General features: G+C 56.7%; 26 protein-coding genes. 12 read left to right on the top strand and 14 right to left on the bottom strand.

Annotation, left to right across the window (positions count from 1 at the left end; all coding sequences use genetic code 11):
• Positions 1–21: 21 nt before the first annotated feature.
• Positions 22–1,671, bottom strand: coding sequence for a phosphoethanolamine transferase (locus CXF97_RS11115; RefSeq protein ID WP_101158537.1), 1,650 nt, complete (start codon positions 1,669–1,671; stop codon positions 22–24).
• Between the two features lie 348 nt (positions 1,672–2,019).
• On the opposite strand from CXF97_RS11115, the gene CXF97_RS11110 reads away from it, so the two are divergent.
• Together CXF97_RS11110 and CXF97_RS11105 are read left to right on the top strand one after the other, a co-directional pair.
• The gene (locus tag CXF97_RS11110; RefSeq protein ID WP_101158536.1) at positions 2,020–3,162 is read left to right on the top strand and encodes a cyanate transporter; all 1,143 of its coding nucleotides are present in this window, start codon (positions 2,020–2,022) and stop codon (positions 3,160–3,162) included.
• Between the two features lie 176 nt (positions 3,163–3,338).
• Complete coding sequence (locus tag CXF97_RS11105; protein WP_101158535.1) at positions 3,339–4,274, top strand: LysR family transcriptional regulator; 936 nt, start codon at positions 3,339–3,341, stop codon at positions 4,272–4,274.
• A 3-nt stretch (positions 4,275–4,277) separates the two neighbouring features.
• On the opposite strand, the gene CXF97_RS11100 is transcribed toward CXF97_RS11105, so the two are convergent.
• Together CXF97_RS11100 and CXF97_RS11095 are read right to left on the bottom strand one after the other, a co-directional pair.
• Positions 4,278–4,643: a 5-carboxymethyl-2-hydroxymuconate Delta-isomerase gene (locus tag CXF97_RS11100; RefSeq protein WP_101158534.1), complete on the bottom strand. Its 366-nt coding sequence runs from the start codon at positions 4,641–4,643 to the stop codon at positions 4,278–4,280.
• Between the two features lie 167 nt (positions 4,644–4,810).
• Positions 4,811–5,740: a LysR substrate-binding domain-containing protein gene (locus CXF97_RS11095; RefSeq protein WP_101158533.1), complete on the bottom strand. Its 930-nt coding sequence runs from the start codon at positions 5,738–5,740 to the stop codon at positions 4,811–4,813.
• Between the two features lie 202 nt (positions 5,741–5,942).
• Here CXF97_RS11095 and CXF97_RS11090 point away from each other — a divergent pair, with 202 nt between their 5' ends.
• From CXF97_RS11090 to CXF97_RS11080, 3 genes are all read left to right on the top strand, one after another.
• Positions 5,943–6,134, top strand: a complete 192-nt coding sequence (locus CXF97_RS11090; RefSeq protein WP_101158532.1) for a DUF1508 domain-containing protein — start codon at positions 5,943–5,945, stop codon at positions 6,132–6,134.
• Between the two features lie 145 nt (positions 6,135–6,279).
• On the top strand, positions 6,280–6,504 hold the full coding sequence (locus tag CXF97_RS11085) for a hypothetical protein (RefSeq protein ID WP_101158531.1): 225 nt from the start codon (positions 6,280–6,282) through the stop codon (positions 6,502–6,504).
• Between the two features lie 50 nt (positions 6,505–6,554).
• On the top strand, positions 6,555–7,073 hold the full coding sequence (locus CXF97_RS11080; RefSeq protein WP_101158530.1) for a DUF4142 domain-containing protein: 519 nt from the start codon (positions 6,555–6,557) through the stop codon (positions 7,071–7,073).
• A gap of 16 nt (positions 7,074–7,089) precedes the next feature.
• Here the strand turns inward: CXF97_RS11080 and CXF97_RS11075 are convergent, their stop codons facing one another.
• The 3 genes from CXF97_RS11075 to CXF97_RS11065 all read right to left on the bottom strand — a co-directional run bounded on the left by CXF97_RS11075 (position 7,090) and on the right by CXF97_RS11065 (position 9,987).
• Positions 7,090–8,067 (bottom strand): SDR family oxidoreductase, encoded by a 978-nt coding sequence (locus CXF97_RS11075; RefSeq protein ID WP_101158529.1) that lies wholly within the window; start codon positions 8,065–8,067, stop codon positions 7,090–7,092.
• 20 nt (positions 8,068–8,087) lie between these two features.
• Complete coding sequence (locus CXF97_RS11070; RefSeq protein ID WP_101158528.1) at positions 8,088–8,318, bottom strand: hypothetical protein; 231 nt, start codon at positions 8,316–8,318, stop codon at positions 8,088–8,090.
• 91 nt (positions 8,319–8,409) lie between these two features.
• Positions 8,410–9,987 carry a histidine kinase famiy protein gene (locus CXF97_RS11065; RefSeq protein ID WP_256589768.1) on the bottom strand — a complete coding sequence of 526 codons (1,578 nt, stop codon included), beginning with the start codon at positions 9,985–9,987 and terminating at the stop codon, positions 8,410–8,412.
• A gap of 218 nt (positions 9,988–10,205) precedes the next feature.
• On the opposite strand from CXF97_RS11065, the gene CXF97_RS11060 reads away from it, so the two are divergent.
• Positions 10,206–11,195, top strand: coding sequence for a ribonuclease Z (locus CXF97_RS11060; protein ID WP_101158526.1), 990 nt, complete (start codon positions 10,206–10,208; stop codon positions 11,193–11,195).
• 48 nt (positions 11,196–11,243) lie between these two features.
• On the opposite strand, the gene CXF97_RS11055 is transcribed toward CXF97_RS11060, so the two are convergent.
• The 6 genes from CXF97_RS11055 to CXF97_RS27975 form a co-directional block, all read right to left on the bottom strand.
• The gene (locus CXF97_RS11055; RefSeq protein WP_101158525.1) at positions 11,244–11,753 is read right to left on the bottom strand and encodes a ferritin-like domain-containing protein; all 510 of its coding nucleotides are present in this window, start codon (positions 11,751–11,753) and stop codon (positions 11,244–11,246) included.
• A 77-nt stretch (positions 11,754–11,830) separates the two neighbouring features.
• Entirely contained in the window at positions 11,831–12,715 is an 885-nt protein-coding gene (locus tag CXF97_RS11050; RefSeq protein WP_101158524.1) for a manganese catalase family protein, read from the bottom strand.
• Positions 12,716–12,954: 239 nt separating this feature from the next.
• Positions 12,955–14,310 (bottom strand): chromate efflux transporter, encoded by a 1,356-nt coding sequence (chrA, locus tag CXF97_RS11045; protein ID WP_101158523.1) that lies wholly within the window; start codon positions 14,308–14,310, stop codon positions 12,955–12,957.
• Positions 14,311–14,323: 13 nt separating this feature from the next.
• Positions 14,324–14,536 (bottom strand): hypothetical protein, encoded by a 213-nt coding sequence (locus tag CXF97_RS11040; RefSeq protein WP_101158522.1) that lies wholly within the window; start codon positions 14,534–14,536, stop codon positions 14,324–14,326.
• 163 nt (positions 14,537–14,699) lie between these two features.
• Positions 14,700–15,404 (bottom strand): hypothetical protein, encoded by a 705-nt coding sequence (locus CXF97_RS11035; RefSeq protein WP_101158521.1) that lies wholly within the window; start codon positions 15,402–15,404, stop codon positions 14,700–14,702.
• A gap of 363 nt (positions 15,405–15,767) precedes the next feature.
• Positions 15,768–17,099: a hypothetical protein gene (locus tag CXF97_RS27975; RefSeq protein WP_130910389.1), complete on the bottom strand. Its 1,332-nt coding sequence runs from the start codon at positions 17,097–17,099 to the stop codon at positions 15,768–15,770.
• A 421-nt stretch (positions 17,100–17,520) separates the two neighbouring features.
• Here CXF97_RS27975 and CXF97_RS11030 point away from each other — a divergent pair, with 421 nt between their 5' ends.
• The 6 genes from CXF97_RS11030 to CXF97_RS11000 all read left to right on the top strand — a co-directional run bounded on the left by CXF97_RS11030 (position 17,521) and on the right by CXF97_RS11000 (position 20,413).
• On the top strand, positions 17,521–17,739 hold the full coding sequence (locus tag CXF97_RS11030) for a hypothetical protein (RefSeq protein WP_101158520.1): 219 nt from the start codon (positions 17,521–17,523) through the stop codon (positions 17,737–17,739).
• 677 nt (positions 17,740–18,416) lie between these two features.
• The gene (locus CXF97_RS11020; protein ID WP_101158518.1) at positions 18,417–18,740 is read left to right on the top strand and encodes a hypothetical protein; all 324 of its coding nucleotides are present in this window, start codon (positions 18,417–18,419) and stop codon (positions 18,738–18,740) included.
• Positions 18,737–18,982 (top strand): hypothetical protein, encoded by a 246-nt coding sequence (locus CXF97_RS11015; protein ID WP_101158517.1) that lies wholly within the window; start codon positions 18,737–18,739, stop codon positions 18,980–18,982. Before CXF97_RS11020 ends, CXF97_RS11015 begins: the two co-directional genes overlap by 4 nt.
• A complete protein-coding gene (locus CXF97_RS11010; RefSeq protein WP_101158516.1) occupies positions 18,979–19,227 on the top strand; it encodes a hypothetical protein in 249 nt (82 codons plus the stop codon). Before CXF97_RS11015 ends, CXF97_RS11010 begins: the two co-directional genes overlap by 4 nt.
• 186 nt (positions 19,228–19,413) lie before the next feature.
• Positions 19,414–20,037 (top strand): chemotaxis protein CheB, encoded by a 624-nt coding sequence (locus tag CXF97_RS11005; RefSeq protein WP_157830879.1) that lies wholly within the window; start codon positions 19,414–19,416, stop codon positions 20,035–20,037.
• A gap of 121 nt (positions 20,038–20,158) precedes the next feature.
• The gene (locus tag CXF97_RS11000) at positions 20,159–20,413 is read left to right on the top strand and encodes a DUF6555 family protein (protein WP_073472985.1); all 255 of its coding nucleotides are present in this window, start codon (positions 20,159–20,161) and stop codon (positions 20,411–20,413) included.
• 19 nt (positions 20,414–20,432) lie between these two features.
• Here CXF97_RS11000 and CXF97_RS10995 read toward each other — a convergent pair whose 3' ends face one another.
• Positions 20,433–20,678, bottom strand: coding sequence for a hypothetical protein (locus CXF97_RS10995; protein ID WP_095180631.1), 246 nt, complete (start codon positions 20,676–20,678; stop codon positions 20,433–20,435).
• 480 nt (positions 20,679–21,158) lie between these two features.
• Positions 21,159–21,953 (bottom strand): DNA adenine methylase, encoded by a 795-nt coding sequence (locus tag CXF97_RS10985; protein ID WP_101158514.1) that lies wholly within the window; start codon positions 21,951–21,953, stop codon positions 21,159–21,161.
• Positions 21,954–22,092: the final 139 nt, after the last annotated feature.

The following is a 22,092-nucleotide window of genomic DNA, read 5'->3' as shown; positions in this document are numbered from 1 at the left end:
AGGCGACAGGCCGGAAACGCTTCACTCCTTGGCCAACACGCCGTCGATCACCGCGCCGCGACAGCCGGCAAACATGTCCAAGGCAGGTTGATAGACGCTGCTGCGTACCTCGAGCAGACCCAGCATTGAGTGAAACAGGTTGTCCTGACTCAGCGGTTTGTCTCGGCTCATTTGTAAACAGTGCGTGTCGACCGAGTAGGCCTTCTGATAGTTGTCTGAGAACCATGCCAGCATCGCTACATGCTTCTGCTGCTCGGGCGCCAGCATGTAAGGTGTGCCGTGCAGAAACAGGTTGTACTCGCCCAGCGATTCACCATGATCCGACAGGTAGAGCATGGCGGTATCGACTTTGTCCTGATTGCTGCGCAGCACATCGATCAGGCTCGCCAGCACGTGGTCGGTGTACACCAGCGTGTTGTCGTAACCGTTGACGATACTTTCGCGGCTGCAATTGTTCAGCGCATTACTTTCACAAACCGGGGTGAAGTGTTCGTACTCCTTGGGATAACGCTTGAAGTAATCCGGGCCGTGGCTGCCCATCTGGTGCAAGACCAGCACGGTGTCTTTATCCAGATGATCGATAAAGTTCTGCAAACCTTGCAGGAGGATTTCATCGCGGCATTCGCTGTTGGCGCACAGCGCCGGGTCCTGCAACTTGCTGACATCCTGCACCGTCACGCGATCGCAAGTGCCCTTGCAACCGGACTGATTATCGCGCCAGACCACATCGATGCCGGCGCGCTTGAGAACGTCGAGCAAACCCTCCTCATTCTTCGCCTTGCTGGCGTTGTAATTCTTGCGGCCCATGTTGGAAAACATGCACGGCACCGAGACCGCTGTTTCCGTGCCGCAGGAATGCACATCGGTGAAGGCGATCAGCCCCGCCTCCTTGTTCAGCTGCGGCGTGGTATCACGGTCATAACCGAGAATGCCGAAGTTCTGCGCCCGCGCACTTTCCCCCACCACCAGCACGGTGAGCGATTTGCGCGGCTGAAACTGCAAGTCAGGATTGCGCTGGGCATCTTCGCCGATCTTGATGAACGGCTGCTGCGCCGAGACGACTTGCTCCTGCAGATACCCGATGGAGGCACCGATGTAATTGCTCGGTACCAGCATCAGGCGAATCTCATGGTGATTGCGAAACAGTGACGACAAGCCTTGATAGTTAGCCAATGCCACAACACCGATCACCGCTGCAGAGGCGGCACTGACAATAACCTTGCTGAACAACTCACGGTGCCAGCGCCGATAAATGACCGGCACTTTCCACAGCCACAAACACGGCAAAACGCCGAGCAAGACAATATAAGCAAACAACTTCAACGACAACAGATCACGAACTTCCGTCACATTGGTTTCGGCAAAGTTGCGAAACATGCCGGCATCGATCATTACGCCATATTGGCTCATGAAATAAGCCACGCCGGCACTGACAAAAAACAACAGGGTCAATACTGGCTTAAGCAACGGCCGGAAAGCGAATAACGTCAGGACAATGTTGAATGCGGCCAGGATCATTACACCGAACGCCACGCGCATGGCGATGCCTTTGCCATCGGCGGCTGTGATCTCGAACAGATGCTGCCAAAGCACCAGATTGAAACCGAGCAACAAAAAGGCGCTGGCGAACAACGTCACCCATTCCGGGCGCACGGCTTTTAACTTCAACATGATGAGTGACTGTTCCTGAAAGAAGAGCCTCGTCAATTGTGAAAAATTCATTCACCGAGGCATGACAAACTTTAGGCAGGCCCGGATCAATTTTTCGTGAAAAAGATGCTAATGATTAGTTGGACTCAATTAACAACGTGAAACTTTGCGAGCATTTGAGAATGGTTCAGGTTTTATTCAGCTTCCCGGCTTTTTACCGTTCCCTTGTAGGCGTGAGCGGCGTGTTATCGAGTTTTCAGGTCTGGCCCGGGACTTTTTGATTTGCCCATGCGAGCGACGCCACGCCTAATCATCAGCCTCTGCACTTGAAGGCTTGCTGATGAACCACCCCCGCCCCCCGTCTGGCTGATGCTCGCAATCGTCCTGGTCGCGCTCAATCTGCGTCCATCCATGGCGGCAGTCGGTCCGCTGCTCTCGGCAATCCGTGGCGATATCCCGTTGAGCTTCAGCCTCGCTTCTCTGCTGACGATGCTGCCAGTGACGGCCATGGGGCTGGCGATGTTTTTCGGTCTGCACATCAGCCAGCGTCTGGGTGAACAACGGACGGTGCTTGTGTCGTTGCTGATCATCGGGCTGGCGACTTTATCGCGGCTGTTCATCGATTCGGCGGCCGAGCTGATCGTCAGCGCGATACTCGCCGGCGTTGGCATAGCCCTGATTCAGGCATTGATGCCGGCGCTGATCAAGTCGCGTTTTGCTGACAACGTGGCGCTGTGTATGGGGGTCTACGTAACGTCGATCATGGGCGGCGCTGCGCTTGCAGCATCGTTGGCGCCGCTGGTAATGATGCAAAGCGGCAGCTGGCGCGCGGGGCTGGCCGTTTGGGCCGGGCTTGCGTTGCTCGCCTTGCTGGTCTGGTGTCTACAGCCCACGCAAGCCATATCAAGGATGACCAGGCGTGAGTCCTTCATCACGCGCCGTCGCGCCTGGTTGCTGGCGATTTTCTTTGGTCTCGGCACAGCGTCCTATACCTGCGTCCTCGCCTGGCTCGCCCCGTACTACGTCGAAAAAGGCTGGAGCGAACAAAACGCCGGGCTGCTGTTGGGTTTTCTCACCGTGATGGAGGTGATTTCCGGCCTGGCAGTGCCAGCCATTGCCAATCGCAGCCGTGACCGCCGCGCGATACTGGCGGTTTTGCTGATGCTGATCATCGGCGGTTTCTGCGGGCTGATTTTCGCCCCGGCGCATCTCGTCCTGCTCTGGCCATGTCTGCTGGGGCTGGGCATTGGCGGTCTGTTTCCGATGAGCCTGATTGTCGCGCTGGATCACTGTGACGAGCCGCAGCGCGCCGGTGGCCTCACTGCGTTTGTGCAAGGTATCGGGTATCTGATCGCAGGCCTGTCGCCGCTATTGGCAGGGATGATTCGCGATCGTCTGGGCAGCTTCGAAGGCGCGTGGTGGGTGCTGACTGCGGTGATGGTGATCATGCTGCTCATAACCTTGCGCTTCGATCCTCGCCACTACGCACGCCACTTGCCTGGCCCAGGCTAGAGGCCTCTGGCCACCTTTCAGGCACCGGTACGGTAACGTCGTGTTAGTAAAAGTTTCTGTCCCACATGTATCCGTGAAATGTCCTACAAGGGTTTCTTCTGGAACCATCGTTCCGTTAGGATCGTACGCACACGTTTGCGCGACTTCTGCGCAAGGGGCACAGCGAGACGGAACTCATGCTGAACAGTAATTTGCTTCGCAAGCTCGACATGCAGGACTTGATGGTATTTGTCGCCGTGTACGAGCAGAGCAGCGTCACCGATGTCTCGGAAACCCTGTTCGTCAGCCAGTCCACCGTCAGTTATTGCCTGAAAAAACTGCGCACCAGTTTCGAAGACGAACTGTTCATCAACACTCGCACCGGCATGCGCCCGACTTACAAGGCCTGCAGCATGTACGGGCATGTGCAGAAGATCATCGAAAGCATCAACCTCTGCCACGCCGGCGCCCCGGCCTTCGACCCGAGCCGGCAGGCGGTGACCTTCAACATCTGCGCCCCCGAATATTTCGAGCAATTGATTCTGCCGCGGCTGTTGAAGCGTTTCGACTTCGACGACTTGCCGGTGATGGTCAACATGCACAAGTTTGAAACTGACGTGCCCGCCGAAGAGTTGCGCGACGGCAGCCTCGACCTGGTGATCAGTTTCGGCCCGCACTTTCATCGCCAGCATGCAGATCTGAAATCACGCATGTTGCTTGAAGATGATCTGGTCTGTGTCTTCGACAAACGCGCCACGCCACTGGAGCCGCGCCTGAGCCTGCAAGCGTTCACCGAGCGTCGACATGTGTTTCCTACGCCATGGACCTCGAGCAGCAACATGGTCGATGGCTGGCTCGCGCGTCAGGCGCAGAAACGCCAGATTGTCGCGCGCTCCAACAGCTACAGTGCCGCGTTGAAGATGATCACCGGTACAGACTTCATCCTCACCCTGCCCCGGCGTATCCAGCGTTTGCTGACCAACGATGCGGTGTTCAATCACTGCGAGGCGCCCAATGGTTTGCCGGGCTTCACCCTCGACATGCAGTGGAGCCAGAACGCCGATCAGGACAGCGCCAACGTCTGGCTGCGCGAGCAGGTGATACAGGTGTGCAGCGAGCTGGAAAGCGTCTGAGCCTCAGATGCCGATCGCGGCTTTGCTGTAGGACTCGCGATCGATGTCCAGCAGTTCGACGCACAGCTGCACTTCGAGGCCGGCCGGCCATTCGCAGAGTTCCTGCAACACCGCCAGCAGACTTTGCGACAGCTGCTTCTTGATCTCTGCCGAACGCCCGCTGAGCAAGGCCAGCTTCACATGGACGAAGGCGCGCTCGCCCAGCGCCGTGCCGACCTTGAAGTTTTCCACCTTGATCGCTCGGCTCTTGATATCAAACTCCGCGCCGAACTGACCGGAACCGACCAGGGTGTTGTTGAGCCGGATCAGGGCGATGTCGGCGTTCAACTGCGTCAGGTTGGCGGTGTATTCCATGTGCAGGTGTGGCATTGCGGGTCTCCAGTCGATGGGTGCGGGGGCGTACGTATACCACAGTCGGCTCAGCGCATTACCTGTAGGAGCTGTCGAGTGAAACGAGGCTGCGAGCTTTTGATTCTGTGTTTTTCACAATCAAGATCAAAAGATCGTCCGATCGCGGCCCGAGCCTTCGGCAGCGCCTACAAGGGATCGTGGTACTCAGCTGGCCGTTCACTCATGAATGCCTCCAGCCGCGCGCGCAGCCAGCGTTCGGCCGGGTCGCTGTCAACGTGGCTGAGCCAGACCATCGACAGGTCCAGGGTCGGCGTCTTGAACGGGAATGGTTCCTGGAACAGCAGCCCTGACGCCGCCATGGCCGCTGCGGTGTAATCCGGCAGGCTGGCAATCAGATCGGTGCCCGCCAGCAGCGCCGGCAATGCGCTGTACTGCGGCACCGACAACACCACCTGCCGCGTGCGCCCCAGTTCCGCCAGCCATTCATCAGCGTAGCCACTGACATTGGCCGTGTGCGAGACCAGCACATGCGGCCGAGCGCAATATTCGTCGAGGGTCAGCGGCGTATCAGAGGCGTCGGCGCGCAGGATGCTTGGCTGGATGTGCCGCAGCAGTTTACGTTTCGCGTTCGCCGGCAGGCCACGGGTCTGGCTGATGCCGACGGTGATATCGCCGGCGGCCAACAGATCAGGAATGCGCCAGTAATCGACATGCTGCACGACGAACACCACACTCGGCGCCTCTTGGCGCAACGCGCGCAAGAGCGGCGGCAGCAGGCCGAATTCGACGTCATCGGACAGACCGATGCGGAAGGTCATGCTGCTGGTGGCGGGATCAAAATCACGGGTCAGGCTCAGCGCCGCCGACAGTGAATCCAGGGCAGGTTTGAGATGGCGGTAAATGTCTTCGGCACGGGCCGTCGGTTCCATGCGATGGCCGACGCGGATGAACAGCGGGTCATTGAGCATCGTGCGCAGACGGTTGAGCGCCGAGCTGATGGTCGGCTGGCCGAGGAACAGCTTCTCTGCCGCGCGGGTCACGTTGCGTTCGAGCATCAGGGTCTCGAACACCACCATCAGGTTGATGTCGGCCTTGCGTAGTTCATTGCGGTTCATCCATTGCCCCTGCTCCCGGAATAGCGGCAGTGTAGAAAGGCCTCAGGCATTGCGTCCATAAACCTTTACGCGGCGGTGCTCGCAGAAACATCCGCGAACGATTGGAAACAAATCCCCAATAGCCAAAAAAGCCCGCTGCGCTAGGCTTGCGTCGATGCGTCACACAGGCTGGCGCACTTATCTATCGCAGGGAGCGAACCGCATGTATTTCGAAATCTACCGACAAATCCGAGGCACCCCGAGCACTGGCAAAGGCCAATGGCGCTGGCGTCTGCGCGCGGGCAACCACGAGACGGTGGCCAGTGGCGAATCGTATGTGAACAAGGCCGATTGCCTGCATGTGATCAGCCTGATCAAAGCCGTCCAGGGCGAGACGCCCGTCAAGGAGATTTGAGCGACCCAGGGCTGGTGCCCTTTTCCACTTGAGAGGGGCACCGTTTGTCGCGATTCGAAGCGTTTATTTGAATGCTCGTCAGCGCCGTTCATCAAAAGCTGCATGCACTGCAAGTTCTGCTGCCACGCATTGAAGGATTAGAGCCATGTCCCATGAGCATCACTACCTCATCAGCTTCATCGTCGACAATCAGCCGCAATGCCGCTCGCTGATCCATGATGGCGATACGCTTGAACCTGGCCTGGCTGAAACGCTGCTCAAGACCGCTTTTCCGGAACTCAAAGACGTTTCATTGAGTGACGTCCAGGTACAAAAACGCACGAGGCACGACGAAGGCCACAACACGCCTGGCCACTACCAGCAGCCGTGAGCGGATCGGGGACTGCCACCGTCCATCGAATCTGCCGAGGGTCACAAGCCATGAAATCACTTGCCGCGATTTGTCTCGCATTGGCATTGGGCATCCAGTCGGGTCACGCTGACACGATTGACGCCTTTGTCGAAGAGGCGGCACAGCAGAGCCTGTTCCAGAACAGCAGCTCGCGTGTAGCACTGGAAAAAAGCGCGCTGCCCGAGGTCAGGGAATTTGCCAAACAGATGATCGCCGACCACGAGCGGTTCGATAAACAGATCAGGCAACTGGGGCAAAGCCAGAACATGGCGGTTCCCGCCGAGCCTTCGGTCGCTTCCAAAGCCAAGCAGCTGCGGCTTGAGTCGCGGGACGAGTCTTTCGACCGCATTTACATCGACAGCCAGGCCGAAACCCTTGAGCAAAGGCTGATGCTGTTCAAGAAAGAAGCCATGTCTTCACAAAATCCGCAGCTCAAAGCGTTCGCCGAGGCCGCGTTGCGGGGCATCGAGAAGCAGGCAAAAACTGCACGCGACTTGCAGGAAAAACTCAAGCCCTCCGCCGGCGCGCTGAAATCCGTCACCCCTTGAGCGAACCGGGAACTCATCAGAGTTGTAAAAGAATCACCCCCACCAGCACGGCGATGATTGCCAATAACGCCATGACTTGCGTCGAAGTCAGCGCCATCGCCGCGTCCTTCGAGCGGCCGACGAAGCGGCCCCGAATCTGATGCAAACCGGACTGCGCTTCGAACAGGTTGTCCGGATGCTCATTGTCTTGCGGCTCATTGGTCTGCTGACCGGACCACGCACTTCGCGCCATCAGACGGTCGAGCAAACCCGGCATGACCGACTGGCCAATAATCGCTTTGATCGTCGATCCACCGAGCCACAGCTCGCGGGGCGGATGCTTTACCACACTAAAAATTGCCCGCGCTGCCACGTCGGGATCATAAATGGGTGGCACCGGTTGCGGGCGCTTGGGCAATTTGTTGCGCGCCCAATCGAACTGCGGCGTGTTGATCGCCGGCAGTTGCACCATGCACACGCGGATACGGCTGCGCTCATGCAGCAACTCACAGCGCAACGAGTCAGTAAAACCGCGCACGGCGAATTTTGCTGCGCAATAGGCGGCCTGCAGTGGGATGGCACGATAGGACAGTGCCGAGCCGACCTGGATGACCAGCCCCTGGTTACGAGGACGCATCAACGACAGCGCCGCCAAGGTACCGTGGACGGTACCGAGGTAGGTCACCTGAGTGACGCGCTCGATCTCGGCGGCGGACAATTGCTCAATTGGCGAGAGCACCGTGACCATTGCCGCGTTGACCCACACCGCCAGGGGGCCGAGGGTGGCTTCCAGTTGCTGGGCGGCCTCCTGCACAGCGAGCGCATCGGCGACATCGACGCTGACGATTTCAACCTGAACACCATACGCGCGCAGCTCCTCTTGCGTAGCGGCCAGCCCCGCTGGATCCCTCGCGAGCAGCCCGATGCGGTAGCCGCCAGCGGCAAATCGATGAGCCACCGCGCGCCCAACGCCAGCACTGGCGCCGCTTATCACCACCAAGGGTTGCTCCTGCATGGATCGTCCTCCCTGGCGATTCAGTCAATTGGCCCGATGTTGATCATCAGGTCATCGCCCAGCCCCTGCACCTTGGCAAGCACATCGACCGGCGTCTCGCTGGAAAAGTGCACGACGTAGCCCATGCCGCTGCCGTCCTCTTCAATCGCGCTGACCCACAGCTCGACCTCGTCAGCATCCAGCCCCAGCGCCTGGCCAAACTGGCGGTTGCGGTGATCGGCATCGGTTTCGTCCATCGGATAATCGCTCATTGCAAATATCTCCCCGGGGGTTGGCCCCGTCTCTGGCTGCTTATAGCGGTCTTAAGGATGGACGTCTGCGATGGGGAAACAGTTCGTTTTTTCAGCCGAGCATCGAGCGCAGCTTGCGCAGCAGATCCACGGGCGCGTAGGGCTTGGCGATCAATTCGAATTCATTGTCCGCCAGCTCACTGGCCGTCGACTCGTCGGCGCAGTACCCGGTCGTCAGCAGTATTTTCATGGTCGGATAGCGCCGGCTGATTTCCCGCGCCAGGGCCAGCCCGTTCATCTCGCCGGGCATGACCAGATCGGTGAACATCAAGTCGTACTTGTTGCTCTGCAGCCCTGCCAACGCCTCACTCGCATTTGCAGCGATGTCGGTGCGGTAACCGTGTTCGGACAGAACCAGACGCGCCAGCTCAGCGACTTCCGGACGGTCCTCGACGATCAGGATGCGCTCCGTGCCCTTGAGCTGTTCGGCATCGGGCGACGACTCGGACTTCACCAGCAGACTGTCGTCGGCCGCAAAGAACAGGCGCACCGTGGTGCCGAGGCCTGGCGTCGATTCGATCTTGATGACGCCACCGGATTGCTTGACGAAGCCGTAGACCATCGACAGCCCGAGGCCGGCGCCACTGCCCTCCTCTTTGGTGGTGTAGAACGGCTCAATGACCTTGTCGAGATCGTCGGCGGCAATACCCACGCCGTTATCGGCGATCGCGATGCACACGTAACGCCCTTCAACCAGTCCGGCCTGATGCGGATCCGCCGCGTCCGGTACATCGACGTTGCGGGTCTGCACCGTAATCATCGGCTGCTGTTGCTGACTCAGCGCATCGCGGGCATTGGATAGCAGATGATTCAGCGCCATCTCGGCCTGCGCCGGGTCGAGGCGGCAATTGCACAAGTCTGCAGCCAGTTCGAATCGCGGCTCAAGATCAGCGGATTCATGCGAAGGCAGTGTTGACCGCTCGAGCAAGGCATTGAGATTGATCACCCGACCTTCGAGCCGCTGCCGTCGTGAAAACGCCAGCAGATGCTGGGTCAGCAGACGTGCTTTTTCCGCCGCCGCGCGCGCATGACCGGCGCCTACCACAATGCGTTGCGGATCAATGCTCGGCCGCTTGACGGTGTGCTGGATCAGTTCGATGTAGCCGATCATCACTTGCAGCAGGTTGTTGAAATCGTGGGCAATGCCACCGGTCAACTGCCCCAGCGCTTCCATGTTTTCGCTGTAACGCAAACCGTCCTCGGCATCACGGCGGCGGCTGACGTCCATTTGCGAGGCGAAGAAATACACCAGTTGCCCGCGCTCGTTGAATAACGGCGCGATAAACAACTCGTTCCAGAACGACGAGCCGTCCTTGCGATAGTTGAGCACCTCCACACAGGTTTCGTGCTGGTGCTTGAGCGCTTGCTTGACCTGCTGTAACACGGCGCGATCGGTCTGTTCGCCCTGCAGAAACCTGCAGTTGCGCCCGAGCACTTCTTCCAGCTCGTAGCCGCTGAGTTCAAGAAACGCATTGTTGGCAAAAATGATGGGATCGTCGGGCTGCGCAGGGTCGGTGACGATCATGGCCATGCGGCTGACCTGCACCGCCGCGAAGAACACATCTTTGCGCTCTTGCGAAAGAACCGCTGCGTCGGCGCGGTCGACGATCGGCCTGGATTTTCTTGGCAAGTTGACCTCCGCTAAGCTCATTGCGTTTCGCTGTGACCATTACCAGCGAGAAGAGTGCCAAGGCCGGGCGCCGACAGCACGGGTGTCCGATGAGTTGCCGCACAATATCGATGGATCCGAATCGCGTCGCTGAGTGTCGAAAGCACACCGAGCACTGCACGCGGTTACCGCGTCTGGCAGTCTGCATAGTCAAATCCGAACCGCCAGGGAGAACCACCGTGGATTTGTTGTTTCTGGGCACGTCTGCCGGCGTGCCGACCCGCCAGCGCAATGTCAGCGCCACGGCACTGATCGCGTCCGCCGGCAAAGGTTGGTACCTGATCGATTGCGGCGAAGGCACCCAGCATCAGGTGCTACACACGCCGCTGTCGCTGAGCGAGTTGCGGGCGATTTTCATCACCCATGTGCACGCTGATCATTGCCTGGGCCTGCCGGGTCTCCTGGCGAGCACCGGCATGTCCGGGCGCACGCGGCCGCTGGATATCATCCTGCCGGCAGCGCTGCATCCGTGGCTGAAAATGAGTCTGGAGGTGACGCAATCGCACCTGCCATTCGAGATCAACCTGCACGCGGTGGAAACGCTCACGCAGTGGCGCAACGTCAACGTCCAGGTGCAGACCATCGAGTTGTCACATCGCGTGCCGTGTCACGGTTATGTGTTCACCGAATCCGACCCGGAACCGCGTCTGGACGTTCAGCGTCTGGATGCCGAGGGAATCGAACGCGGCCCGCTCTGGGGTCAATTGGCCCATGGTCAGGACGTGGTGATTGACGGTCGGACACTGCACGCTCGCGACTATCTGCTCAGCGCACGCCCTGATCGGCGCATCATCGTCTGTGGCGATAACGATCGCCCTGCACTGCTGGCAGAAGTGGCGCAATCGGCAGACGTGCTGGTGCATGAAGCCACATTCGTGCAGGCAGCGATCGACCGCGCGCGTGCCAGTTACGGCCACAGTAGCGCCGCCGCTGTTGCCGGTTTCGCCGAATCCGCCGGGGTGCGCAATCTGGTGCTGACGCACTTCAGCGCGCGCTATCAGGCCAACCCGGCGGTGAGTCCGTCGATCGAAGATGTGCGTAGCGAAGCGGCGGCGCTGTACAACGGCCAACTGGTTCTGGCGCGGGATCTGCAGCGCTATCACCTCGACCGCTTTGGGCATTTGCAGCCTGTGGCAATCGAGCGCAAACCTCTGGAAGTCGCGCCTTAGCTATAAACCGCGTCCGCCCGGTGAGCAGGCGGACGCCGGTGGGCAGGGTTACTTCTTGGCTTCCTTGTCCGGATCCGCCGAGCGTTCGAGAAACGCTTCGGTAAGCTGCGGCAAGTGCTTGAGCAACCACTCGGCCATGGCCACTTCCTGCGGCAGAATCTGTTCGCAGGCCTTCTGTGTCTGCGTGTCCCCCGCTGCTTTCGCCGCTGCGATCAGGACGGTGTAGCTGGCGACTTCCATGTTCTCGAACACATAGCCAGCCATGGCGCCCTTGATCACCTCGTCGCTCATCAACGATCCACCGACGGCCTGACCGAACGCCATCAACTTGCCGCCCAGGTCCTTGATCGTCGATGAATCGCCACCCAGACGTTGCAGGCATTCGTCGATGAGTTTCTGTTGGCCGAGGGTTTCTTCGATGTGCTGATCGATGCGCGCCTTGAGCTGCGGGTAGTGTTCCAGGCGCTTGGATTGCGCCTTGAGCATCTGTTCGGCCTGTTGCTCCATGGCATGGGCGTCACGCAGCCAGTCGAGCAGGTTTTCCTGTGGAGTAGCCATTGTCGAGTCCTCTTCTTGATGATTTCACAGTGATCAACCGGGCCGCGCCATCGCATGTCAGGCGCGCCCCACGTGCCTTACAAGCCAGGCTTGGCCTGCGCGCCGGAGCCCAGGTCCGCACCGGTAACCGGTTCGCTGTTGGGGTCGGACATGGTGCGCATTTTCATTTTTTCCAGCAGGGCTTCGTCGGCGCTGTCCAGTTGCACGGTGGCCAGGCCATCGCCGCCGTCGACCGCCGGCGCTGGGCTTTCGACGAACTCCCAGTCGTCGCCCTGGTTCCACGGGCCGCGCATGCTTTCGGTGCCTTGCGACATGTTGAAATAGACGTTGGTGAACTCAGGCATGCCAGGCAGCTTGCCTTGCGGGAAGTTGGGCTGGATCGAGTGCAGGGCCTTTTCGAAGGACAACTGGTGCGCGATCTCGCGGGTCATCAGAAAGCCCAGAGCCTCTTTTACGCCGGGGTCATCGGTCACGTTCATCAAACGCTCATAGACGATTTTCGCCCGTGCCTCAGCGGCGATGTTGGAGCGCATGTCGGCGGTAGGCTCGCCGATGGTGTCGATGTACGCCGCCGTCCATGGCACGCCGGCCGAGTTGGTCAGCGGCGAACCGGCACCATAGAGCAGGCTGGTAATGTGCGAGTCATTGCCGTTGCCATTGAGCGAGCGATACAGCTCGCCTTCCTGTTCAACGCCTTCAGCCATCCGGCCTTTGGCGCCCTTGTTGAGCATCACGATGATCGAGCCAATGATCTCCAGATGACTGAGTTCTTCAGTGGCGATGTCCATCAGCAGATCCTTGCGTCCCGGATCGTCCTCGGCCAGGGCTTGAGTGAAATAGCGCGAAGCCGCCGCCAGTTCACCTTGTGCGCCGCCAAACTGCTCGAGCAACAGATTGGCCAGCCCGGGATTGGGCTCGGCGACACGAACGGTGTATTGAAGTCGCTTGTTATGTAGAAACATGACAAATCTCCTCAGTCGGATAAGCGTGGCAAGTCGTGGGTTAAAAGCCTGCCTACCCTTTTGTGAAGCACTGCTCGCGAGGAAATTTCAAAAAATTTTCAATCAGAGGACAAATGGTTTGAACCGCGTGAGCAAGCGAAACGGCAGTCTGCCGCTTGCGCTTGTTCAGTCAGGGTGGCTCGAGACGGTGTGGTTGCAGGGCGGATGATGACGACACGAACGCCCTTGGCAGAGAATTTTTAACGCAGTAGATGCACCGCCAGCCCAACCAGCGCACACCCCAGCAGAACCGGAATAACCCCGAGTTTGAAGCGAAACAGCGCAACACCCGCCGCAATGGCAATCAAAGCCGAGGGCCAATCCAGGCTGGCGCTGAAACCCTGTGGCCAGAGCACGTGATAGCCGAAGAAACACGCCAGATTGAGAATCACCCCAACTACCGCAGCGGTAATGGCGGTCAGCGGTGCGGTGAATTTGAGTTCATCGTGTGTCGACTCCACCAGCGGGCCGCCGACGAGGATGAACAGGAACGAGGGCAGAAAGGTGAACCAGGTCACCAGCGCGGCGGCGATCGCTCCGGCGAGAAATACCTGATCGGCGCCAAACACCTGCGATACATAAGCGCCGACAAAACCGACAAACGCCACCACCATGATCAACGGCCCAGGCGTGGTTTCGCCGAGCGCCAGTCCGTCGATCATCTGCGTCGGGGTCAGCCAGCCGTAGTGGCCGACTGCGCCTTGATAGACATAGGGCAACACCGCATAAGCCCCGCCAAAGGTGAGCAGCGCTGCCTTGGTGAAAAACCAGCTCATCTGCGTCAGCGTGCCCTGCCAGCCGAATAGCGCGGTCAATACGCCCATGGGCAATGCCCACAGCGCGGCGCCAATCACGGCGAGCATGGCCAGTTTTGTCCAGCTGAAGCGGGCATGTACTGGTGTTGGCGTGTCGTCATCGATCAATGCCGGGGCAAAAGACTTTTTCGCCGCGCTATGGCCACCGACCCTGAACTTGTCGGGCGCCAGGCGACCGCCAAAATAACCGATCACTGCCGCGCCCAGCACGATCAGCGGAAACGGCACATTGAATGCAAAGATTGCGGTAAACGACGCCGCCGCTATCGCCCACAGCCAGTTGTTCTTCAGCGCCCGCGAGCCAATGCGATGCGCCGCCTGCACGACAATGGCGGTCACCGCAGGCTTGATCCCGTAAAACAGCCCGGCCACCACCGGCATTTCACCGAAGGCGATGTACAGCCACGACAGGAAAATAAGGATGAACAGCGAAGGCAACACGAACAACGCACCGGCCAGCACCCCGCCCCAGCTTCGGTGCATCAGCCAGCCGATGTAAGTGGCCAATTGCTGCGCCTCAGGCCCCGGCAGCAACATGCAATAGTTCAGCGCGTGCAGAAAACGCCGCTCGGAAATCCAGCGCCGCCGCTCGACCAACTCCTGGTGCATGATCGAAATCTGCCCGGCCGGCCCGCCAAAACTGATAAAGCCCAGCTTCAGCCAGAACCAGAACGCCTCGCGCAAACTGACGGCCTGCGGCTTCACGTCGTCATCACCCACCAATGGCTGAACTTCACTCATCGAGCTGTTCCTTTCATGCAGTCGGCAGGTTGTACCGGAAAAGCGCAACGAACAAAACGCCAGAAACGAAAAAGCCCCCGTAATCAGCAATGATTACGGGGGCTTCGTCTTGTTCAATAATGGCGGAGAGATAGGGATTCGAACCCCTTCTGGAGTCTTTGTAGGCCGCTTTAGCCCACCAAAAACGGCGCTTTCGCCCTTCGCCGTTGGCGTACAGTGGGCTCAAGCGGCCTTCCATATGCCCTAATTTTGCCCTAAACAGGTATGACGGCTTTCGGCCAGAAGCGGACGTTTGCAAGCGAGCACGCACGACCAGAGGCGAAGTTGATGGTCGACCGTTTCCGGCGGTACCTATCTTTTTTAATGGAGATTGATTTGCATAGATGAAGCTAGGCCTTCATTAAACTTAATTGGTTTATAACAAACCACTGATGCATACAAATCACTGCTGCCCAGCTGCTCCACAAATATGGCAGCAGGTATTCAGTTCCGTATGATGTTTTAACGTTTGCAGCTATCTTGGCTCGGTAAGTTGCTAGCACTACGAGCCAGTAAGGACACGGATATCCATATTCGAATGCTGGTGAGGTTTTAAGCTCAGTTGCGTCGAGATTTTTGTATTCTCCACGAACTTGAAACTTTGCTATACGAGCGAACCCTCGAGAAAATTTTCTTTTGTCCTGGGGGTTGGTTACAGTGCTGAAGCTAGTCCTGACAATTTCATGCTTATAATTACCGCTTTCCTGAGCTCCAAGATGTTTCAGATTCTGGAACAAATCTTCCTTTATTTTTTCCTTTTTCAATCGCTGCATGTTTTTAATCAAAAAATCTTCAAAAGCACTTTGATAAATCTTATTTTCTGAATAGGACGCATTTGGTGAGTGCTGATAGAATCTAAGCAAAAAATAACTATTGATTGCTAGCGCCACCATCCAGACGTGTTGCGTATTTTGCGTAAAGGCAATTGTAGTTCCAAGTAAGGACACCGACTTTAAGTCGGCACCAAAAAACCATAAAGATATGAGTATGGATGAAAAGGATAGGAGCATACCCCGAGCCTTCTTGAAATCACCCTCATCAAAACCAGAATCCATAAGTATCTTCCTTAAATCAAATAGAATCTAAATAATTACAATATTTCAGGTCAATGCCTTAGGATGTAGATGCCCGGCAAAAACTAACTAAGCCTCTCGTGGCGAGCGCCAGATCCCCCTTTCGCATCGTATTTGCCGCTTCTTATCGCATATTGCAAGTCGCCCCGGCAGTAATGGAAAAATACTCGTCAGGAGATCGCGCTAACTTACAATATCTATTATAAGATCTTTCGTTGCCGTCCGTTTGACTGCTTCTAGACGAACCATATCAAGTTTGTCTTGGAAATCATCGGCTAGATAGTCTGGGCCGACGATTCCAAGAGCACCTTTAGGTGGGCTTCGAAACAATATTATCTTTGAAAATCACCACTGAACCTTCCACCGTCCACCACCTTTGCAGCCGTTGCAGTGCTGGATACTTCGCCAATCCGATCTACCTTCCAGCTTTGTAATTCCTTTTTCCGCCTGGATAGCTTTGAAGGCAGGTCGCCAAGAATTGTGGTTGCATTGTTTGACACAAACCAATGTGTCGGTATCACCTTTTTTTCCGATTTTTTTATAGTATCTTATTTGCCCTTCACCTACCGGAGAGTGAGCAATTTCGGTCTCGCAGTCTTCGGGCGAATTTGTGTCTTTTTCCGGATCGCCATCGTCTAACTTTGAACTTAAAAACGCAATTCGACTTTTGAGCTTTAAAATTTCAGTATTTGCGGCTTCTAATTTGTCATTTAATTCGCTGTTTTCATCGATAATAGAATTTAGGTCTTTTTCCTTTTCTTCAGCATTTGCAGCATTTAGACGATCGCGCATCTCACGCTTAGGGATTTCACGGAGGCTTTTAGGCGCTGAAAGCGATAGTGAGGACGTTTCGAGAACAATTCCTCTGATAGTTGACTGGAATCTACCTAGTCCAGGTATATCCCCCGAATATTCGTCCCAAAGCTTGCTTGCCGTCCAAATTGAAGAACTAAGGTAGTCCTTCTCACCCAGTGGCCAATACAGTCGGACTGCACCGAGATAACAGGAGTCTCGCTTACCTAACTCATCTGTCATTGCCCAAGACCCCTCGTCATCTACGACAGCTACATGAGCGACTCCAACGAGATCCCTTGCAAGTTTTTCAGCTAAGTTAGGCCAAGGTCGCTCATCGAGATCGTCAGAAATGACCACGACTGGAAACTTCCTTCCTTTATCAAGTAGCCTGGTGCACAGTGCAAGACCTCCGTCTTCTCCATTGCTGTCTATTATCGATGAGGAAGGTATCTTGTCTCCATCAAGCTCCCAGTCATCGAACTTCTCGATGATTTCTCTGATAATTCTAGGGCATCGGGGATGGATTCTGACTGGAGCGATAATCTGTGACAGTCTTTTTGCAGATAGTGAACAGTATATAAAAACCGAGTTATCAACAAGTCCGATTCGAAGCTCAGTTACAAATGCATGCTCATTTTCAAAAATCTCAATTAATAATATTTCACGGAGGCTTCCAAGCTCGTTCTGTATGAGCTTGCGAGAAAAAGTTCCATTTGCACCCTGTTTGATGCTTGTAAATTTTCCTTTTTCACTTGATAGGTCAGTCACCCCTTTTTCCGACATCCAACTGTCAAACATTTTATCTACAATTTCAAACCTATTTGTTGCATGCCTAGTGTCAGTTGATACGTGTTTTAATAGGTATTTTCCGAGATCCTGCATTATAGAACTCCGTTTCAACTTTTAGTTTGGGTTTTAATTGTTTTCTACCCGCATAGTGGCACTCTGATGGTAGTGGTATGGCGGAAAATTCTCAATCGCTTATGCGAACGTCCGATTCTGGCCGAAAGCGGCCATTGGCGTAAGGCATTTGAGGTTATTAGAAGGGTTGGTTCAGGCCCATAGTGTTGTGAGTTCGAATCTCTCCTTCACCGCCATATTCAGTAAACGCAAGCCCCTGATTTTCCTAGAGAAAGTCGGGGGTTTGTGGTTTTTGGTGTCCGAAAAATGGGCATATGGGACAGATCTGGGACAGATGCGCCATTTCGGTGCGGAAATGAGCCTCTAGGATTGAGTGGCTGAGCTACGCTGTATTAGGGGCGCAAATCAGTCTTTCCGAATCTTTGATCCAAGGACGATCAGCATGCCAAATAATGCAGATTCCAATATCACCACTGCCGATGCGCTGACACTGTTGTTGCACAACCAGCATGCGCTGGGTGCGGCGATAGAAGAGATTACCCAGTGGATATCGGGAGCTGGTGCAGATGATGTTGCCGATAACGCAATCGTGGCCTTGGCAACGCTGGACACTAACGCAGCAGCGATCACAGACGCGATCATGCGGCTACGGAAGTCTTAAGGGGAGGTCTTGGCTGGCGGCGCGCGGGCTAAATGCAAGGTCAGCCCCACGAGCTTCAGTAGCGCAGCTCAGCGTACACCGTCGCAATCTAGACATGAATCCGGCTGGCCAGCTTTTCTGGCCTTAGAGTCACACTACGTGCTTACGTGACGACGTGAAATAAGCCGTTCCATCGCTGATCGCCGGGATGACCCCAGCGCACACTGCGTCGACGATGAGCTGTCGGGTAGCCTTCACGTCGAGCGTCTTTCCTACATTCTCTTGCATGAGTTGCCTGCTAATGAAATAGCGGCCACAGGCAGAACAGTCGATAACCTGCCAGTCTCCCACTTCATATTGAAGCTTTGCACTTTCCCAACAAATCCAGCACATACATTTCATAAATTGCCCTCCGTGACCAATGGATTGCACCAGAAAAAGGCTGGTTCAATTCAGAGGGGCGACTGGAATGACCGTCGGTCGGGTTGAAGTGCGCAAATGCGCGAGACACTAATTATGACCTATTGCGGCTATTGGCCACTAGTGGATAGAACGCCGCTTATGTTCAACAGGCCCCCACACCCGTGCCAGGTACGGGGGCCTTTTGTTGGTACCTCGGAAACCAGGCGTGCCAAGACTGGTCTACCATCCTCCTACCGCGTGGCTTGCTGCGGCCACTCATTATTTAAAGGATGCCCATGTGCGTTTATGAAGGTCTGGCCACTGTCACGGTGTTGGCCCGCTATCAAGGGCAGGAGCCGGCCGAGCTCACCAGTCTTGAATGCCCGGTGCGCCTCATTAACGTGGGCTCCGGTCGCGTCCGCGTTGAACTGCAGCATTACCTGCAGGGCCCCAAAGAGGCCAACGCGCTGCGGGTGATGCTGCCGCATGGAACCATGATGCAGGGGCTCATAATCGATGGGTCTAACGAACCGACTGGCGGCTGGCTGCTTATCGACGTCGAGCAGCACGACCTGGCGCTCGAGCAACCGGATACCCCGCATGGATGGCACTGGCAATGATTGACCACGACGAATTTTCCGCACTTAACCTGCCGCGTTCTGTGCACGCGCAAGCGCTGAAGTTGCTCGCTGGCATCGTCCAGGCAAGCACCTTGGCCGACACGCTGCACGCCGCCGACCGAGCCGAAGGTTTCACCCTGGGCATTGAAACGGTGAAAGCACTCAACCTCGGGGCCATCGAAGGGATGTACCTGATTTTCGACCGCGCTTTGCAGGCGCGTCAGCGGGAACTGAATAGATGATCGGCGAAGGCATTCATGAAGAGGTGCTGCGCGCCCTGGTCGAGCAACACGCGGTGCGCGAATGCCTTGTGACCAGGATCGATGGCGGCTCCGACTGGGGCCTGTCGATCCGCCTGGACGGCAGCGGCGCACGCTGGGTGCCGGTGCGCTCGCGGCGTGAGCGGCTGCGCACCTGGGCCAGCCTGACAGCGGTGGGCCGTTTCGCCGACAGCATCGGTCTCAAGGGTTTCACCGTGGAGTTATGAGCGGTTTTTGGCTGTGTAATCGGCCCATCGGTGGCAGCAAAGCGGACACCGAGAATCACTCACCTATGATCTGAGACATCGTCACCCTGCTGTCTTGCAATTCTTTCACCCGCAAATTCTCGCCGCAGTCTGGAACATTTGGCCGACGCTGTTGATCCACTCATAAAGACAGAGCGTACGAGTGACATGGATACCGTGAGAGATATCGTAGTGATCGGTGGATCGGAGGGCAGCTTCGGCCCTCTTCGTCAGATCCTTTCAGGATTGCCTGCAGACTTCCCTGCTGCCGTATTGATCGTTGTGCACACAGGCTCCTCCAGCCCCAGATTGCTTGCATCGATATTCGATTCTTGGTCAGCCCTGCCCGTTGCCTACGCAGACGAAGGCGTCCGCGTCGAAGCGGGTCGTGTCTACGTGGCCCCGCCAGGACGACATCTTGAAGTGGTTGAACCGGGGCTTATGCATCTCAGTGATGGACCAAAACTGCATTTCTCCAAGCCTGTCGTGGATCGGTTGTTTGGCACTGCCGCGGCGGTGTTTGGAAGAAGAGTCATCAGCATGATCCTTTCCGGCAATGACGGAGACGGCGCCGCCGGGGCGGCCGCTGTGCGGGCGGCCGGTGGGGTGAGCCTGGTGCAAGACCCCGGCGATGCGCTGGTGTCCAGCATGCCGATCAGGGCAATTGAGAAAGATCATCCGAACAGCTTGGTTCGCACCGACGCGCTACTGGAAGCACTGATCCATTGCGTCACGCCTCTCGAACTGGAGCGAACGGCCGCGGGTGATAGAACTTCGTCTGTCGACTGCTGACTCGTCGCAATCTTGCTCACCGCGAACACTGACCTACCGATGGCGTTAATGATCGTCGGACAATTTCTCTGAATTTTCTTCACCGCGCAAAATCACTTATTCATGAGCAATAGGAGGTCTCGTGAAGCCAGCTGATTTGTACGTCATCGATTATCAACTCCACGGTGAGCCAAAAAGCTTCGTCATCAGAACGAAGCTGATGAACAACGCGGAGGCCTGGCAGTGGGCGAGCTGTGATGCGGGCCTTGCTCCGATACCCAAGCCGGGGCGTCCACCACTGAAGCGTTTTTCTAAACCGATGGCGGAGCGTTTCGGCGTGACCGACGTGAAATGGCGGGCGTCCGTCACAGTCGTCTGGGAGGAAGATCATGCGTAAATGATCGAAGTTGAGTTTGTCACTCAGCTACGGTGGTGATCCCGTCAGCCGCTCGGCCGTCGAGCACAGGCATCGGGTCGATCTGAATGCCTGGAAGGATGGAGACCCACGCGGCATAGGCTCGCTGCTGTCGAACCAACGCTTCTTCCCATCGACTGCCACTGACTTCGTGCGATACGACCAGCATCATGAGGTGATTGGTGGTTGCATCGAGGTCGAGCAACAAGTGATGGGCATTGAATCGAAAATCATCGGTCGAGAGCATGGAGTCACACTGTATGGATGGAGGAAGCACACATCTCTGCTCCCACATGACATCATTATGACACTATTCAAAATATACGACTGCTCGGACCGACAACCGGTTGCTAGGGTAACTGACTGTCAATCCAGCGTTCTGCGGCCGCCATCGCGTCAGCAAGTGCACAAGGATAATCCGGCCATGGTCCTGGCAGCTCGGCGACCGTGTCGGCGAGACCATGTACTCCGCTCTCCGCCAGCACATGCGCCGCTGTCGGCGATGGATCGTTTGGCCTATTCCAATCAAATTTTACGACCAGCTTATGGCCGCGATATTCATGCGTGATGGGAACGTCTAAGCCATGGGACATCTGTCGAACCCTTTGCCACTGATCAATGCCTTCGAGTTTTAACGCAATTGAGCCAGCAGCACTATCGTGGCGCTTCGCTATCGGAGCGGAGTGCGCCACCCCGCTCCGGACGGAGTAAGTAAGCCCGAGACTCCTCAAAACAAGCCGCCCAACGATTCTGGCGCCCAGTTCATGATCACCAGCTCACCGCTCACCTCGGCTTTGCCTTGCCGCTGGTTGGATGTGGTGTAGCGGATGTCCAGTGTCTCGAAGTGGAAACCGTCGAACACACGGCGGATGTCCGGATGGTCATTGATGCTGACCATCACCTTGCCTTTGCAGCGGCGCATGAAGTCGGCCATCCGCTCGTAGTTCTCGAACGGAAAGTCCACCCCATAACCCGCGGTCTGCCAGTAAGGCGGGTCCATGTAATGGAAGGTGTGAGCACGGTCATAGCGTTCTGCGCATTCAAGCCAGGGGAGGTTTTCGACGTAGGTGCCGGACAAGCGCTGCCACGCAGCCGAGAGGTTTTCCTCGATGCGCAACAGGTTGATGGCCGGGGCAGTGGTCGCCGTGCCGAACGTTTGACCCGAGACCTTGCCAGCAAAGGCATGGTGCTGCAGGTAAAAGAATCGGGCGGCGCGCTGGATGTCGGTGAGGGTTTCGGGGCGGGTCATTTTCTGCCATTCGAACACCTGTCGCGAACTGAGCGCCCATTTGAACTGGCGCACAAATTGTTCGAGGTGGTTCTGTACGACGCGGTAAAGCGTGACCAGGTCGCCGTTGATGTCGTTGAGGACTTCGACCGGCGATGGCTGGGGCTTCATGAAGTAGAGTGCGGCACCGCCGGCAAAGACTTCGACGTAGCATTCGTGTGGCGGAAAAAGCGGAATGAGGCGGTCGGCCAGGCGGCGCTTGCCGCCCATCCAAGGGATGATGGGTGTAGACATGAAAGCAAGACCTTTACTGTATGGATAAACAGGTGCTAGGCTCGCCGCGCTTTGTGCACGGAGCAAGAGCCTTGGCTGGACTTGCAGGGACAATCTGCAGGGACGGCGGTCGGTCTGGATGTTGACGCATACAGACCGG

The organism is Pseudomonas sp. Choline-02u-1 (assembly GCF_002836515.1).
GTDB lineage: Bacteria > Pseudomonadota > Gammaproteobacteria > Pseudomonadales > Pseudomonadaceae > Aquipseudomonas.
The sequence above is the reverse complement of the archived record's forward strand: the minus strand, read 5'-3'. Positions and strand labels throughout refer to the sequence as shown.